The organism is Stenotrophomonas sp. AG209 (genome assembly GCF_003550055.1).
Taxonomy (GTDB): domain Bacteria; phylum Pseudomonadota; class Gammaproteobacteria; order Xanthomonadales; family Xanthomonadaceae; genus Stenotrophomonas.
In genome coordinates this window covers 54260-69385 of record NZ_QXDB01000002.1, presented here as the reverse complement: position 1 = coordinate 69385, position 15126 = coordinate 54260, and the positions used below count along the sequence as shown (strand labels likewise).

Here is a 15126-nt window from a genome sequence, read left to right as displayed (position 1 = left end):
CCAACCTACGCCAGCCGCCGGAGCGAGCGCATGCAGAGCTACTACTGGGTCAAGACCTTCCACATCGTGTTCGTGGTGGCGTGGATGGCCACGGTGTTCTACCTGCCGCGCATCCTGGTCAACCTGGCCGAGACCGCAGGCCAGCCGGCGGTGACCGAGCGCCTGCAGCTGATGGGCCTGCGCCTGTACCGCTTCGGCCACTCGATGTTCGGCCTGGCATTCCTGCTCGGGCTGGTGCTGTGGCTGGGCTACAAGGTCATTCCGGACTTCCCGACCATGGTCGCCCCGGGCGGTGCCGGTTGGCTGCACGCCAAGCTGGGGCTGGTCGTGGTGCTGCTGGCGTATTTCATCTGGATCGGGCGGCTGCTGAAGGGCGTGGCCAAGGGCAGGGCGCTGCCGTCGTCGCGCGCGCTGCGCTGGATCAACGAGATCCCGCTGCTGGCGTTCATTCCGATCGTGTGGCTGGTGCTGGCCAAGCCGTTCTGAGATCCCGGGCGTTCGAACATGTCACTTTCTTGCTCGTGCAAGAAAGTAACCAAAGAACACGCCGCCGAACGCGAGCCGGTGCTGCGCACCGGTTCCCTGTGCTTCTCGGTGAATCAGGGGACGGCGCCGAACTCGCTGCGCTCAGACACCGGCGCCTCTTCGCCCCTGATTCCCCTGCGATGCTCGGCTCGCTCATGGCGGGCCCGAACGTCAACGGCCGCAGCTGCACCCGGTGAATTCACGCTATGCGTAGATACTGTGCGAGGTACAGACAAAAAAGCCGGGCATCTGCCCGGCTCTTTTTTTGTCCGACGTCAGGTAGCGATCACGCCGCTTCGTACGTGCCGTAGCTGCGCAGGCGGGTGTAGCGCTGTTCCAGCAGCTGCTCGGTGGACAGCTTGTCCAGCGCGTCCAGCTCGTTCAGCAGCACGGCCTTCAGGCGCTTGGCCATCTGCGTCGGGTTGCGGTGGGCGCCACCGGTCGGCTCGCGCACGACCTTGTCGACCAGGCCCAGGCTCTTCAGGCGCGGGGCGGTCAGGCCCAGCTGCTCGGCGGCATCCTTGGCCTTGCCGGCATCCTTCCATAGGATCGAGGCGCAGCCTTCCGGGGTGATGGTCGAGTACACCGCGTATTCCAGCATCACGGTACGGTCGCCCACGCCCAGCGCCAGCGCGCCGCCGGAGCCGCCTTCACCGATCACGGTGCAGATGATCGGCACCTTCAGTTCGGCCATCTCGATCAGGTTGCGCGCGATCGCTTCGGACTGGCCGCGCGATTCGGCGTCGATGCCCGGCCAGGCGCCGGCGGTGTCGATCAGGGTCAGTACCGGCAGGCCGAAGCGTTCGGCCATCTTCATCAGGCGCAGCGCCTTGCGGTAGCCCTCCGGCTTGGGCATGCCGAAGTTGCGCTTGATCTTTTCCTTGGTGTCACGGCCCTTCTGGTGGCCGATCACCATCACCGCGCGGCCGTTGATGCGCGCCAGGCCACCCATGATGGCCTTGTCGTCGGCGAAGGCACGGTCACCGGCCAGCTCCTGGAACTCATCGCAGATGATGCGGATGTAGTCGGCGGTGTACGGACGCGACGGGTGGCGGGCCAGCTGCAGCACCTGCCACGAGGTCAGGTTGCGGAAGATCTGCGCGGTGCGCATGCGCAGCTTGTCCTGCAGCGCGTGCACTTCGGCCTCGACATTGACCGCCGGCCCGGCACTGGCGTTGCGCAGCTCCTGGATCTTGGCTTCCAGGTCGGCGATGGGTTGCTCGAAGTCGAGGTAGTTCGGATTCATCGGAAGCCGTCGTGTAAAGAAGGGGGGAATTCTAGCCGAATGCGTGCAAACCACCCGTACGCCTTCGTCTGGAAGGCGACGGTAGCGCAGCCGCGCAGGGGGCGCCAGTCAGCTCAGGGCACCACCAGGGCGCTGCGGCCCATCAGCTGGCTGCGCTGGGAGACGAAGTCGTTGTAGGCCTCGTTGGCCTCCCGGCCCAGGTTGCCGCCCAGGCTGGCGGTGGCCGAGGTGAAGGCCATCTGCGCGGCGAAGTCCTGCTTGCGCAGGGCCTTCTGTTCATCGGCGGTGGTGGCCTTCAGCCAGCGCGCATAGACCTCGCGCAGCGGCGCGGCATGCGCCTCGAAGGCCGGCACCAGCGCCGGCAGGCTGGCCGGGGCCGGTTCCAGGCTGAACACCGGGGCCACGTAGCCGGCCGGCTGCTCGCGCTTGAACGCACCCGGCTCGCCCATGCCTTCTTCGACGTAGGCGATGAAGTCAGGGGCGGTGAACACCTTGGCCACGATCTGGCCGCCGCTGGAATCAACATGGGCCACCACTTTTTCCTTCGGGAACGGTTCGCGCACGCCGTAGGTCCAGGTCTTGTCGATGAACAGTGCGTGGCTTTTCTCGAACGGGCCTTCGAAGTCGACGCCGCCCAGCTGGATACCGGAATTGCCGACGCCGAAGTTCTTCACCTTGCTCTCGTCGGTGACATAGATCTCGCGGGCGATCACGTACTCGCTGAGGGTCGGGTTGATCAGCCCGCCACGACCGTCGACGTAGACGATGAAGCGCACATCACCGAGCTTGTCGGTGTGCAGGCGATGCTCGCCGATGGCCAGCGAGACCGGGCGCGAACCCTGCGCGGCCACCGGCAGGTCCTGGCCGTCGATGCTCAACGCCAGCGGCGTGTCGGTCGGGTTGTCGATCTGGAACTCGATCTTCGACGGGGAGCAGGCGGCCAGGGCCAGTGCGGCAGCGAACGGGAACAGCAGGGTCTTCATCGGCAATCGTCCTTGATACTTGGAACGGGGAAACAGGGGGGACAGGAACACCAGGGAGCCAGCCTCAGCTGGCCCAGGGCGGGCTGTAGCGCACCTTCAGCGTGCGCACGGCCGGGTCGGCGCGCAGCGCCTCCATCAGCTTGGAATCGATGCGCACCGCGCTCTGCCCGGACACATCGAGCATGCCGGCGACGCCACCGTGCGGCCCCTTCAGCAGCAGGTCCAGGCGCAGCGGCGTTCGCCCGGGGCGATGGCGGTCGAGCAGGGCGTCGATGCGCTCCCAGACCGGGCGCTGCTGGCGCAGGTCCAGGCGCAGCGACAGCCGCGTGGCGTAGTTGGCGCAGACTTCGTCGAAGTCCCAGCACTGGCGGATGCGCAGCGCGAAGCCGCCGTTGAATTCGTCCTCGCGCAGGCCACCCTTGACCACCAGGATGCGGTCCTTGGTCATCAGGTGGCCGAACTCGGCCATCGCGTCGGAGAACGCGCTGCACTCGACGCGGCCACGGCCGTCCTCGAGCTGGATGAAGATCTGGCTCTCACCCTTGCGGCGCACGCCGACCACCTGGCCGGCCAGCACGGTCTGCACTTCCGGACGCCAGCGCTTTTCGCCGCCGCCACCGCCACCGCTGTTGGCGCTCCAGATCTTCTCCACCGCGCCCAGGTCGTTGCCGACCAGGTCGCGCACGTCGTCGCGCCAGGGATCGAACGGGTGGCCGCTGAGGTAGAAGCCCAGCGTGTCGCGCTCGCCATTGAGGCGCTGCAACAGCGGCCATTCCTCGGCTTCGGGCAGGTCCAGCTGGATCGTGGTCGCGCTCGGGTCGGGGCCGCCGAACAGCGAGTTCTGGCCCGACGCACGTTCGCGCGCCATCTGGTCGGTGGCCTTGATCACCTCCGGCAGCTGCAGCATCAGCGAGGCGCGGTTGTGGCCGAGCTCATCCAGTGCGCCGCAGTTGATCATCGCTTCCAGCGTGCGCCGGTTGAGCTTGGCCGAACCGACGCGGGTGCAGAAGTCGAGCAGGTCCTTGTACTCGCCGCCCTTCAGGCGTTCGTCGACCACCGCTTCGCAGGCACCCTGGCCGACGCCCTTGATCGCGCCCAGGCCGTACTGGATGGTGTCAGGCGTCACCGCCTCGAACATGAAGGCGGACTGGTTCACCTTCGGCGGCAGCACGGTCAGGCCGAGGTTGCGCACCTCGTCGAGGAAGCCGACCACCTTGTCGGTGTTGTCGAGGTCGGAAGACAGCGTGGCGGCCATGAACTCGGCCGGGTAGTGGCGCTTCAGCCAGGCGGTCTGGTAGCTGACCAGCGCATAGGCAGCGGCGTGCGACTTGTTGAAGCCGTAACCGGCGAACTTCTCCATCAGGTCGAAGATCGCATCGGCCTTGGCCTCGTCCACGCCGTCCTTGGCCGCGCCTTCGCGGAAGATCTCGCGGTGCTTGGCCATTTCCGCCGGCACCTTCTTGCCCATCGCGCGGCGCAGCAGGTCGGCGCCGCCCAGCGAGTAGCCGCCGACGATCTGCGCCATCTGCATCACCTGCTCCTGGTACACCATGATGCCGTAGGTGTCCTTCAGGATGGCTTCGGTGCGCGGATCGGGATAGATGATTTCTTCCTGGCCGTGCTTACGCGCGTTGAAGGAGGGAATCAGGTCCATCGGGCCGGGGCGGTACAGCGACACCAGCGCGATCAGGTCTTCGAAACGGTCGGGGCGCGCATCCTTCAGCAGGCGGCGCATACCCGAGGATTCGAACTGGAACACCGCGCCGGTATTGCCGTTGGCGAAGATGTCCTTGTAGGTGGGCGTGTCGTCCAGCGGGATCGCGGCGATGTCCACCGGCGGGATGCCGGCGCGCTCATGGCGCTTGTTGATCGCCTTCACCGCCCAGTCGATGATGGTCAGCGTGCGCAGGCCAAGGAAGTCGAACTTCACCAGGCCCACTTCTTCCACGTCGTTCTTGTCGAACTGGGTGACCGGGTTCTTGCCGAGGCCGTTCTCGTCGTGTTCGGCGTACAGCGGGCAGAACTCGCTCAGCGGCTCGGGACCGATCACCACGCCACCGGCATGCTTGCCGGCGTTGCGGGTCAGGTCTTCCAGCTGCAGCGCCAGATCGATCAGGTCGCGGACATCGTCCTCGGTCTCGTAGCGCTGGATCAGTTCGGCCGACGCCATCTCAGAGCTGGGGCCTTCCTTGCCCTTGCCCAGCGCATCCTTCAGGTGGATGCCGAGGATGTTCGGGATCAGCTTGGAGACACCGTCGACCAGGCCGTACGGGAAACCGAGTACGCGGCCGGAGTCGCGCACCACCGCCTTGGCGGCCATGGTGCCGTAGGTGATGATCTGGCTGACGCGCTCACGCCCGTACTTGCGTGCGACGTAGTCGATCACCTCGTCGCGGCGGTCCATGCAGAAGTCGATGTCGAAGTCGGGCATCGACACGCGTTCCGGGTTGAGGAATCGCTCGAACAGCAGGTTGTACGGCAGCGGGTCCAGATCGGTGATCTTCAGCGCCCACGCCACCAGCGAACCGGCACCCGAACCACGACCGGGGCCGATCGGAATGCCCTGGTTCTTGCCCCACTGGATGAAGTCGGCCACGATCAGGAAGTAGCCCGGGAAGCCCATCTTGATGATGGTGTTGAGCTCGAATTCCAGGCGCTCGAAATACTCTTCGCGGGTCTTGCCCGGCGCCAGCGGATTCTTCTCCAGGCGCTCTTCCAGGCCGTCGCGCGACATCTTCTGGATCCAGGTGTCCAGGGTCTCGTCGTCCGGCACCGGGTAGTTGGGCAGGAAGTAGGTGCCCAGCCGCATCTCGATGTTGCAGCGCTCGGCCAGCGCCAGCGTGTTGTCGATCGCATCGGGGATGTCGGCGAACAGCGCGCACATCTCCTCGGCCGACTTCAGGTACTGCTGGTCGCTGTATTCGCGCGGACGCTTGGGGTCGTCCAGCACGCGGCCGGTGGAAATGCACACGCGCGCTTCGTGCGCGCTGAAGTCCGACGGAGACAGGAAGCGCACATCATTGCTGGCCACCACCGGCAGGCCGCGCTGGCCGGCGGCCATCAGCGCGAACTGGTTGAAGGTTTCCTCGCCCTCGCGGCCGGTGCGGGTCAGCTCCAGGTGCAGGCCATCGCCGAACACGCGCTGCCAGTCGGCCAGCTGCTGCTCGGCCAGTTCATGCTTGCCGTCCAGCGCCAGGCGCCCGGCCAGGCTTTGCCGGCCGGCCAGCGCGAACAGGTTGGCGTTGCCGGCCTTCAGCCAGTCCGGGTGCACGGCCACGCCGCCTTCCGGGCGATGGCCTTCCATCCAGGCGCGGGTCAGCAGGCGCGACAGGCTCAGGTAGCCCTCGCGATCACGGCACAGCAGAGTCATCCGCCACGGGTCCTGGCCTTCCTCGGCGATCAGCACGTCGGCGCCGGCGATCGGCTTGATGCCCACGCCTTCGGCCGCCTTGTAGAACTTGACCAGGGCGAACAGGTTGTTGAGGTCGGTCACCGCCAGCGCAGGCAGGCCGAGTTCGACCGAGCGCGACAGCAGGTTGGCCTGCTTGGCCTTCTTCGGGTCCGCCTGGTCGGGCTTGGCCGGCACGCGGATGGTCGAGTCCGCCAGCGAGAACTCGGTGTGGACGTGGAGATGTACGAAGCGGGAGTTGGACATGCCGGACCAGGTTGGAGCGCGCGGGCCCCGGGTGCTGACGGAAATCGTCGCCGGGGTCGGGATGCGCTGGAGTGCCCGGTCAGGGTAGCGAGGGCAGGGGGAGGCGACAAGCTCTTGACGGCACGCGATATCGCATTCGCGCTCTCGCTGCCCATGGTTCGCAGGCGAACCGCGGGCCCCGTCTCACCACGCTTCCACACCCTCCCGCCAAGGGCGCGTCCCCCTGACTCAGGGGGACGGTTTCCCAGCTGGGTTGTGGCAGCCGTTCAGGCGATCGCGATGGTGGCCGCCTGCGCCGCTTCCAGGCATTCACGCACCGGGGCGAAGCTGCGCCGGTGCTCCACGCAGGGGCCGTGCTCGCGCAGGGCGGCCAGGTGGGCCGGGGTGCCGTAGCCCTTGTGCTGCTCGAAGCCGTACTGCGGGTGGCGGGTATGCACGTCCTGCATGTAACGGTCGCGCGAGACCTTGGCCAGGATCGAGGCGGCCATGATCGCGCGGTCGATGCCATCGCCGCCGACCAGCGCCTGCGCCGGCAGCACCAGGCCCTTGGGCACCACGTTGCCATCGATGCGGGCGAAGCCGGCCACATGGGCGACCGCTGCAACAACGTCACGCATGCCCTGCAGGGTGGCCTGGTAGATGTTCAGGCGGTCGATGGTGTCCACGTCCACCAGCACCACATGCCAGGCCAGGGCGCGCTCGACGATGCGGTCATGCAGCTGCTCGCGGCGGGCAGCGGTCAACTGCTTGGAATCGTCCAGGCCGTTGATGCGTGGCCGTGACGGATCGAATACCACCGCTGCCACCGCCACCGGCCCGGCCAGTGGGCCACGCCCGGCCTCGTCGACACCGGCGACCAGGCGCTCCGGCTCGACCACCGTCGCGCCGTCGAACAGGGCCAGGCTGGCCGCTGCGGCGTGACGGCGGCTCATGCCTGCGCCTGGTCGCGCATCAGCAGCTCGCCGACGGCATCGGCGGCACGCGCCGAAGCGTTGCGGCGCAGGCGCTCGTGCAGGCGCACGTATGTGTCCTGCAGGTCGATCACCCGCTGCGGGTGGTCGAACCACTGCTGGATGGCCGCGGCGAGCCTGTCCGGCGTGCAGTCGTGCTGCATCAGCTCCGGCGCCAGGTCCTGGCCGGCCAGGATGTTGGGCAGGGCGAAGCGGTCGACCTTGATCAGGCCCAGCGCCTTGACCAGCCGGTAGGTCAGTTCATTGACGCGGTAACCGACCACCATCGGCCGCTTCACCAGCATGGCTTCCAGGGTCGCGGTGCCGGAGGCCAGCACCACCACGTCGGCGGCGATCATCGCGTTGCGCGCCTGGCCATCCAGCACGTGCGAATAGGCCACCGGCAACGCCGAGCGCGACAGCTGTTCTTCGATCAGCTGCCGGCAGGCCGGGTTGGCGGCTGGCACCACCACATGCAGGCCCGGAATGCGTTCGGAAACCTGCCAGGCGGCTTCGAAGAAGGGTTCGCCCAGGCGCGAGATCTCGCCCAGGCGGCTGCCCGGCAATACCGCCAGCACCTTGGCCGAGGTCGGAAGGCCGAGCGCGGCGCGTGCTTCCTCGCGGTTGCCCTGCAGCGGAATGTCATCGGCCATCGGGTGGCCGACGAAGCGCGCGTCGATGCCGTGCCTGGCATAGATCGGCGGTTCCATCGGGAACAGGCACAGCACCAGGTCCGCGCTGCTGCCGATCTTCTCGGCGCGCTTCTCGCGCCAGGCCCAGACCGAGGGACTGACGTAATGCACGGTGCGTACGCCGCGCTGCTTCAGCCAGCGCTCGATGCCCAGGTTGAAGTCGGGTGCGTCGATACCGATGAACACGTCCGGCTGCCATTCCAGGGCGCGCTGGCGGAACGCCGAGCGCAGCTTGAGCAGTCGCGGCAGGTGGCGCAGCACTTCGGTCAGGCCCATCACCGCCAGCTCGCTGGCATCGTGCCAGGTCTGGCAGCCAGCGCTGCGCATGGCATCGCCACCAATGCCGGCGAACTCGGCATTCGGGAAGCGCGCCTTCAGTTCACGCACCAGGCCCGCACCGAGCAGGTCGCCGGACGCTTCACCGGCAACCAGCGCGATCCGCAACGGGCGCTCGCTGAGCACCCGCTGCGCGGGAACGCTGCCGGCCATCGAGGCCAGCGGAATCACCGCGGCGCCGGCCGGCGCCTGGCCGGTCGTGCTGCTCATCGCAGCAAGGGCCTCTCGGCGTGCTCGATGAAGTCCAGCATGGCCTTCACGTCATCGCTGTCACGCGCCTGTTCGGTCAGCTGCACCTTGGCCTCGGCCAGCGGCAGGCCAGCCACGTACAGCGTGCGGTAGGCACGCTTGATGGCCGAGATGCGGTCGGCATCGAAGCCGCGGCGCTTCAGGCCTTCGCTGTTGATGCCGCGCGGGCGGCCCAGCGAATCGGTACCGACCATGGTGAACGGCGGTACATCGCCATTGGTCAGCGCGCCCATGCCGAGGAAGGCATGCGCACCGATGCGGCAGAACTGGTGGGCACCGGCGAAGCCGCTGATGATCACGTAGTCGCCCACGGTGACGTGGCCGGCCAGGGTGGTGTTGTTGGAGAACACGCAGAAGTTGCCGACATGGCAGTCGTGCGCCACGTGCGTGTAGGCCAGCATCCAGTTGTCGTTGCCGATGGTGGTGATGCCGCCGCCGCCGCCGGTGCCACGGTTGAGCGTGACGAACTCGCGGAACACGTTGCGGTCGCCGATCACCAGTTCGGTGCGCTCACCGGCGAACTTCTTGTCCTGCGGCTCGCCACCGATCGCGGCATGGCCGACGAAGCGGTTGTCGCGGCCGATCCGGGTCGGGCCGTGGATGCTGCAATGGGGGCCCACCACCGTGCCGGCGCCGATTTCAACGTCGGGGCCGATCAGGGTGAAGGCGCCCACCTGCACATCGTCGGCCAGGCGCGCGGCCGGATCGATGACGGCGGTGGGGTGGATCCGCGGTGCGTTGTCAGTCATTGCTGCCTCCAGTGGATCAGCCCTTGGCGCCGGCGCACATGACCTCGGCCGACGCGACGACTTCGCCGTTGACCTTGGCTTCGCCGTAGTACCAGCCCATGTTGCGGATCAGGCGCTTCATCTGCACATCCAGCATCAGCACGTCGCCGGGCACGACCTGCTTGTTGAAGCGGGCGTTTTCCACCTTGACCATGTAGAACAGCTTGGACTGCGCATCGCGGCCGAGCGTGAGCTGGGTCATGACGCCGCCGGCCTGCGCCAGCGCTTCGATGATCAGCACGCCGGGCATGATCGGGCGGCCCGGGAAGTGGCCCTGGAAGAACGGCTCGTTGATGCTGACGTTCTTCTGCGCCAGGATGCGCTTGGCCTCGACGTCGAGTTCAAGCACCCGGTCCACCAGCAGGAACGGGTAGCGGTGTGGAAGCAGTTCCTGGATCTGGCAGACGTCGATCGGAAGCTGCAGCGAATCGTTCATTCTTTCTCCTTGCCAGCAGCCAGGACGCGGCGAGCCAATGCGTCCAGCTGCTTGAAGCGCGCGGCGTTCTTGCGCCACGTGCGGTTGTCGGTCAATGGGGTGCCGGACGAATACTCGCCCGGCTCGGTGATGGAATTGCGGACCACCGACTTGCCGGTGATCACGACCTTGTCGCAGATCTCGAGGTGGCCGACCACGCCTACGGCACCGCCGAGCAGGCAGTAGCGGCCGATCTTGGCGCTGCCGGCGATGCCGGTGCAGCCTGCGATGGCCGAGTGCGCGCCGATCTGCACGTTGTGCGCGATCTGTACCAGATTATCCAGGCGCACGTCCTCGGCGAGGATGGTGTCTTCCAGTGCGCCACGATCAACGCAGGTGTTGGCGCCGATCTCGCAATCGTCGCCGACGCGGACGCCGCCCAGCTGCGGCACCTTGATCCACTTGCCGGCATCCATCGCCAGGCCGAAACCATCGGCACCCAGCACGGCACCGGGGTGGATACGCACGCGCTTGCCCAGCTTGACCCGGGTGACCAGGGTGACCCGGGCAATCAGTTCACAGCCGGTATCCAGGCTGCAGTCCTCGCCGATCACGCTGCCGGCGCCGACGATGCAGTTCTCGCCGATGACACTGCGTGCGCCGATGGTGACGAACGGGCCGATGTGGGCGCTGGCGGCCACCTGGGCGCCGGGATCGATCACTGCGCTGGGATGGATGCCCGGCGCGCGGGTCGGCGCCATGTCGAACAGCGCGGCGATCTTGGCGAAGGCGGTGTATGGGTCCTTGGCCACGAGCGCGGCGCCCGGGGCGGCCTCGGCGTCGTCGGCGCGCAGGACCACCAGCGAGGCGTGGCTGTCGGCCAGCTGGACGCGGTAACGCGGGTTGGCGAGGAAGGTCAGCTGGCCAGGACCGGCGTGGGCGAGGGTAGCCACGCCATGGATGGCGGTGGCGGGGTCGCCATGGACCTGCAGGCCGAACTGCTCGGCGAGTTGCTGGGCGGTGTAGGTGGGAGTATTCACGGCGGGAGTTTAACGTGTGACGCCATTGCGGTCATGCGGGGAGGTCATGCAGCCAACGGCAGGGCCCCTCGCGGCCGGCAGAGCCAGTCCCATGGGCTGGGTCGGACGGGGCGGGGCTGCGGGGGACGGCGCAAGTACGTCCATGTAGCCTTGGTCGCCGCATCCATGCGGCTCACACCCCCGCAGCCCCGCCCCGTCCGACCTCCGGCGGCGTGGCGCGAGTGCCAGCCACGGAAAAACAGAAAAGATCAAAAGCAGAGCGGGCGCTTCCGGCATCCGGACCAAACGAAAACGCCGGGCAATGCCCGGCGCTTCGCACCCCGTCTGGTGGAGAGCCCCCCTTCTGTTAAGGGGGGGCGCGCCGACGGCGCGGGGGATAGGTGAAATGCGGGGGCAATTCACCGGAGGTGGATCAGTTCTGAGGAACAGAGTTCCTCAGAACTGGCCACCGAACGTGAATTGCAGACGCTCGATCTTGTCATCGTCTTCCTTCTTCAGCGGGAAGGCGTAGCTGATCGAGATCGGGCCGACCGGGGCGCGCCACAGCAGGGCCACACCGGTGGACACGCGCAGCTCGTTGGCCTTGAAGTTCTTGGTGCCGTTGTAGACATTGCCGAAGTCGACGAAGGCCGACACGCGTGCCGACGGGCTGTCGAACAGGCGCGGGAAGTAGGCTTCGACCGAACCGACGGTCTTCAGCGAACCACCCAGCGGCTGCCCTTCGGGGTAGCCGCGGGTGACTTCGCGCGGGCCGAGGGTGTTGTCCTCGAAGCCTCGCACCGAGTTGGTACCACCGGCGTAGAAGTTCTCGAAGAACGGCAGGCCGCTGGCGGTGACCGTGCGGGTAGTGCCGTCGCCGTTGTCGATGACACGGGTGTAGTCCTTGCCGTAGGCATCGCCGTAGCCGATCTCCGCGCGGGTGTTGATCACCAGCGACGGCATGATCGGCCAGTACTTGCTGATCTGGTAGTTCAGCTTGTAGTACTCGATGGTCGAACCCGGCAGCGTGGTTTCCAGGCCGATGCGCTGGTAGGTGCCGCGGGTCGGCATGAAATAGTCGTTGCGCGAGTCGCGCGCCCAGCCCAGCTCGGTGCGCCAGGCATGGAAGGTACGCTTACCGACCGCATTGATGTAGTCGATGATCGACGGCGGGGTGGAGCCTTCGTAGGTGGTGATCTGGTTGCTGTCGATGCCGAACATCAGCGAGACGGTGTCGGTCTCGGTCAGCGGCACGCCGAACACCACCTGCGCCGAACCATTGGTGCTGTTGTACTGCGCGGTGTTGAAGTCGGAGTAGTCCAGTTCGCGCCAGGACAGGTTGTAGCCCAGCGACACGCCGTCATCGGTGAAGTACGGGTTGGTGTAGCTGAAGCCGTAGCGCTGCAGGTAGCTGCTGCGCGAGGCTTCGACCGACACGCGGTTGCCGCCGCCGAGGAAGTTGTTCTGCGACAGCTGCACCGAGGTGGTCATGCCGTAGGACTGCGAGTAGCCCAGGCCGAACACGAAGCTGCCCGAGGTGGTTTCCTTGACGTTGTAGACGACGTCGACCTGGTCGTTGCTGCCGCTGACGGCCGGGGTTTCCACTTCCACCGATTCGAAGTAGCCCAGGCGCTGCAGGCGGATCTTGGAGCGGTCGATCGCGGCCTGCGAGTACCAGCTGTTCTCGAACTGGCGCAGCTCGCGACGCATCACTTCGTCGGAGGTACGGGTATTGCCGCGGAACAGGATGCGGCGCACCGACACGCGCGGGCCGGGCACGACCTGCATGTTGATGGCGACGGTCTGCTCGGCGCGGTTGGTGGTCGGAATCGGGTTCACCTTGGCGAACGCGTAGCCGATGTTGGACAGCGAATTGGTGATGGTGTCCGAGCTGAATTCCAGCAGGGCGCGCGAGAACGTGTCGCCGGACTTCTGGATCACCATGCGCTCGACGTCCTCCTGCGGGAGGATGGTGTCGCCGCTGACCTTGATCTCGGAGATCTTGTACTGCGCACCCTCGGTCACGCCCGCGGTCAGGAACATGTCGCGCTTGTCGGGGCTGATCGAGACCTGGGTGGAATCGATGCTGAAATCGACGTAGCCGCGGTCCAGGTACCAGGAGTTGAGCTTTTCCAGGTCGCCGGACAGCTTTTCCTTGGAGTACTGGTCGTCACGGCGGTACCACGAGGCCCAGTTGTGCTCCTTGGACTCCCAGGTCTCCAGGATGTCCTTGCTCTCGTACTTCTCGGTGCCGACCAGGTTGACGTGGCGGATCTTGGCCGCCTTGCCTTCCTTGATGGCGATGGCGATGTCCACGCGGTTGCGGTCCAGCGGGCTCACCGTCGGGGTGATGTCGACGTTGTACTTGCCGCGGTCGTTGTACTGGCGGCGCAGTTCCTGGGTCACGCGGTCCAGGCTCAGGCGATCGAAGGTGCCGCCTTCGGTCAGGCCGATGTCGGACAGGCCCTTGAGCAGCTGGTCGGACTTGATGTCCTTGTTGCCGGTCACGGTCAGCTTGTTGATCGCCGGGCGTTCCTTGACGGTCACCACCAGGATCGTGCCCTGGCGGTCGAGCTGCACGTCTTCGAAGAAGCCGGTCTTGTACAGGGCGCGGATCGTCTCGCCGACCTTGTTGTCGGTGACCGTCTCGCCACGTTCCACCGGCAGGTAGGTGAACACCGTGCCCGAGCTGATGCGCTGCAGGCCATCGACGCGGATGTCGCTGACAGTGAAGGGCTCGGCTGCCTGGGCCAGGGCGGGAGCGCCGGTGACGGCGGCGAGGGCGAGGGCCAGCAGGCGGCGATTGGGGAGTCGCGTCATGTCACGTCCGGTAGGAAGGTCGATTTCATTGGTGCGGGATGCCGACGCTGTAGACGGCAACAACGTGGAAAAGTTCATCGCGGGACCAGGCCGAGGATGTCGTTGTAGAACGCCAACCCCATCAGCCCGGCCAGCAACGCCAGGCCGATGTATTGGCCGGCGGCGATGGCACGCTCGCTCAGCGGGCTGCCCTTGACCAACTCGATAAGGTAATACAGCAGGTGGCCGCCGTCCAAGATCGGGATCGGCAGCAGGTTGATGATGCACAGGCTGAGGGACAGCAGGGCAAGGAACTGCAGGAACCAGTCCAGGCCGCGCTTGGCCGAGACATTGGCCACGCGGGCGATGGTGACCGGCCCGGAAACGTTCTGCAGCGAGGCCTTGCCGGTCACGATGCGGCCCATCATGCCCAGCGAGTCGGCCGCCAGGCGGCCGGTTTCGCGCACCGCGACGGTCACCGCGTCCAGCGGCCCGTAGCGCAGCAGGGTGTCGTAGGCGGGGCTGTAGGTGGTGGGGAAGCCGACGCCGATCTGCCAGACCGGGTTGCCCTTGCCGTCCTTGCCCTGGCGCGGGGTGACTTCCAGCGCCAGGCGCTCACCGCCACGCAGGACCTCGATCATGCCCGGGCCACCGGCACGCCCCAGCGCCTGGATCTCACCGATCACCTGGTCGGCGCCGTCGATGCGCTGGCCGTCGATGGCCACGATCAGGTCGCCCGGCTGCAGTTGCCCGCTGACGACCGAATCCGGGGTCAGCGACTCGACCAGCGCCGGCTGCAGCCACGACTGCCAGTACATGCCGGCCAGGATCGGCACCCGCCGTTCATCGAAACCCGCCGGCAGCTGCGACAGCGGCAGGGTGCGCGTGCGCACCTGGTCGGCCGTATCCAGCACTTCCAGCTTCACGTCGCGGCGGTCCATCGCGGCCGCTGTCAGCGCCATGCTGGCCTCGCCGAGGGTGACTACCTGGCGCTCGTCCACGCGCAGCACGCGGTCGCCGCTGGCCAGGCCGGCACTGGCGGCGATGCCGCTGACGCGGCCGATGGTGGGCGAGTAATCCTGCTTGCCGATCACGAACATCGCCCACAGCAGGAGGATGCACAGCAGCAGGTTGGCGATGGGGCCGGCGGCGACAATGGCGATGCGCTGCCAGACGGTCTTGTGGTTGAAGGCCTGGCCGCGTTCGTGCGGGTGGACTTCGACCTCGCGTTCGTCGAGGAACTTCACGTAGCCACCCAGCGGGATGGCGGCGATGGCGAACTCGGTACCGTGCCTGTCGCGACGCGACCACAGCGGCCGGCCGAAGCCGACCGAGAAACGCAGGATCTTGACCCCGCACAGGCGCCCGACCCAGTAATGCCCGAACTCGTGGAACGTGACCAGCAGCCCGAGGCTGACAATCATCCACCAGACCGATCCGATGAAGTCAGTCATGCAGGCTCACAGTGG

General features: G+C 66.8%; 10 protein-coding genes and 1 pseudogene. 1 reads left to right on the top strand and 10 read right to left on the bottom strand.

All coding sequences use genetic code 11. The features are described 5' to 3' along the window. Positions 1-30 precede the first annotated feature (30 nt). Entirely contained in the window at positions 31-486 is a 456-nt protein-coding gene (locus DFO63_RS11990) for a CopD family protein (protein WP_014036492.1), read from the top strand. A 325-nt stretch (positions 487-811) separates the two neighbouring features. On the opposite strand, the gene DFO63_RS11985 is transcribed toward DFO63_RS11990, so the two are convergent. The 10 genes and pseudogenes from DFO63_RS11985 to rseP form a co-directional block, all read right to left on the bottom strand. Further along, on the bottom strand, positions 812-1771 hold the full coding sequence (locus DFO63_RS11985; protein ID WP_049446267.1) for an acetyl-CoA carboxylase carboxyltransferase subunit alpha: 960 nt from the start codon (positions 1769-1771) through the stop codon (positions 812-814). Between the two features lie 113 nt (positions 1772-1884). Continuing rightward, entirely contained in the window at positions 1885-2754 is an 870-nt protein-coding gene (locus DFO63_RS11980; RefSeq protein WP_075674934.1) for a hypothetical protein, read from the bottom strand. A 64-nt stretch (positions 2755-2818) separates the two neighbouring features. Further along, positions 2819-6409 carry a DNA polymerase III subunit alpha gene (dnaE, locus tag DFO63_RS11975; protein ID WP_014036495.1) on the bottom strand — a complete coding sequence of 1197 codons (3591 nt, stop codon included), beginning with the start codon at positions 6407-6409 and terminating at the stop codon, positions 2819-2821. 266 nt (positions 6410-6675) lie between these two features. Then, the gene (locus DFO63_RS11970; RefSeq protein WP_119007034.1) at positions 6676-7341 is read right to left on the bottom strand and encodes a ribonuclease HII; all 666 of its coding nucleotides are present in this window, start codon (positions 7339-7341) and stop codon (positions 6676-6678) included. Next, a pseudogene (gene lpxB / locus DFO63_RS11965) lies at positions 7338-8501 on the bottom strand (lipid-A-disaccharide synthase); the annotation flags it as partial. The pseudogene lpxB and the gene DFO63_RS11970, both read right to left, overlap by 4 nt. 92 nt (positions 8502-8593) lie before the next feature. After that, positions 8594-9385, bottom strand: a complete 792-nt coding sequence (gene lpxA / locus DFO63_RS11960; RefSeq protein ID WP_014036498.1) for an acyl-ACP--UDP-N-acetylglucosamine O-acyltransferase — start codon at positions 9383-9385, stop codon at positions 8594-8596. Positions 9386-9401: 16 nt separating this feature from the next. Further along, positions 9402-9860, bottom strand: coding sequence for a 3-hydroxyacyl-ACP dehydratase FabZ (gene fabZ / locus DFO63_RS11955; protein WP_005415845.1), 459 nt, complete (start codon positions 9858-9860; stop codon positions 9402-9404). Continuing rightward, on the bottom strand, positions 9857-10879 hold the full coding sequence (gene lpxD, locus DFO63_RS11950; RefSeq protein WP_119007032.1) for a UDP-3-O-(3-hydroxymyristoyl)glucosamine N-acyltransferase: 1023 nt from the start codon (positions 10877-10879) through the stop codon (positions 9857-9859). The genes fabZ and lpxD overlap by 4 nt, the downstream gene beginning before the upstream one ends. Before the next feature lie 435 nt (positions 10880-11314). Beyond that, the gene (gene bamA / locus DFO63_RS11945; RefSeq protein ID WP_049446256.1) at positions 11315-13678 is read right to left on the bottom strand and encodes an outer membrane protein assembly factor BamA; all 2364 of its coding nucleotides are present in this window, start codon (positions 13676-13678) and stop codon (positions 11315-11317) included. A 74-nt stretch (positions 13679-13752) separates the two neighbouring features. After that, positions 13753-15111, bottom strand: coding sequence for an RIP metalloprotease RseP (gene rseP / locus DFO63_RS11940; protein WP_119007030.1), 1359 nt, complete (start codon positions 15109-15111; stop codon positions 13753-13755). Positions 15112-15126: the final 15 nt, after the last annotated feature.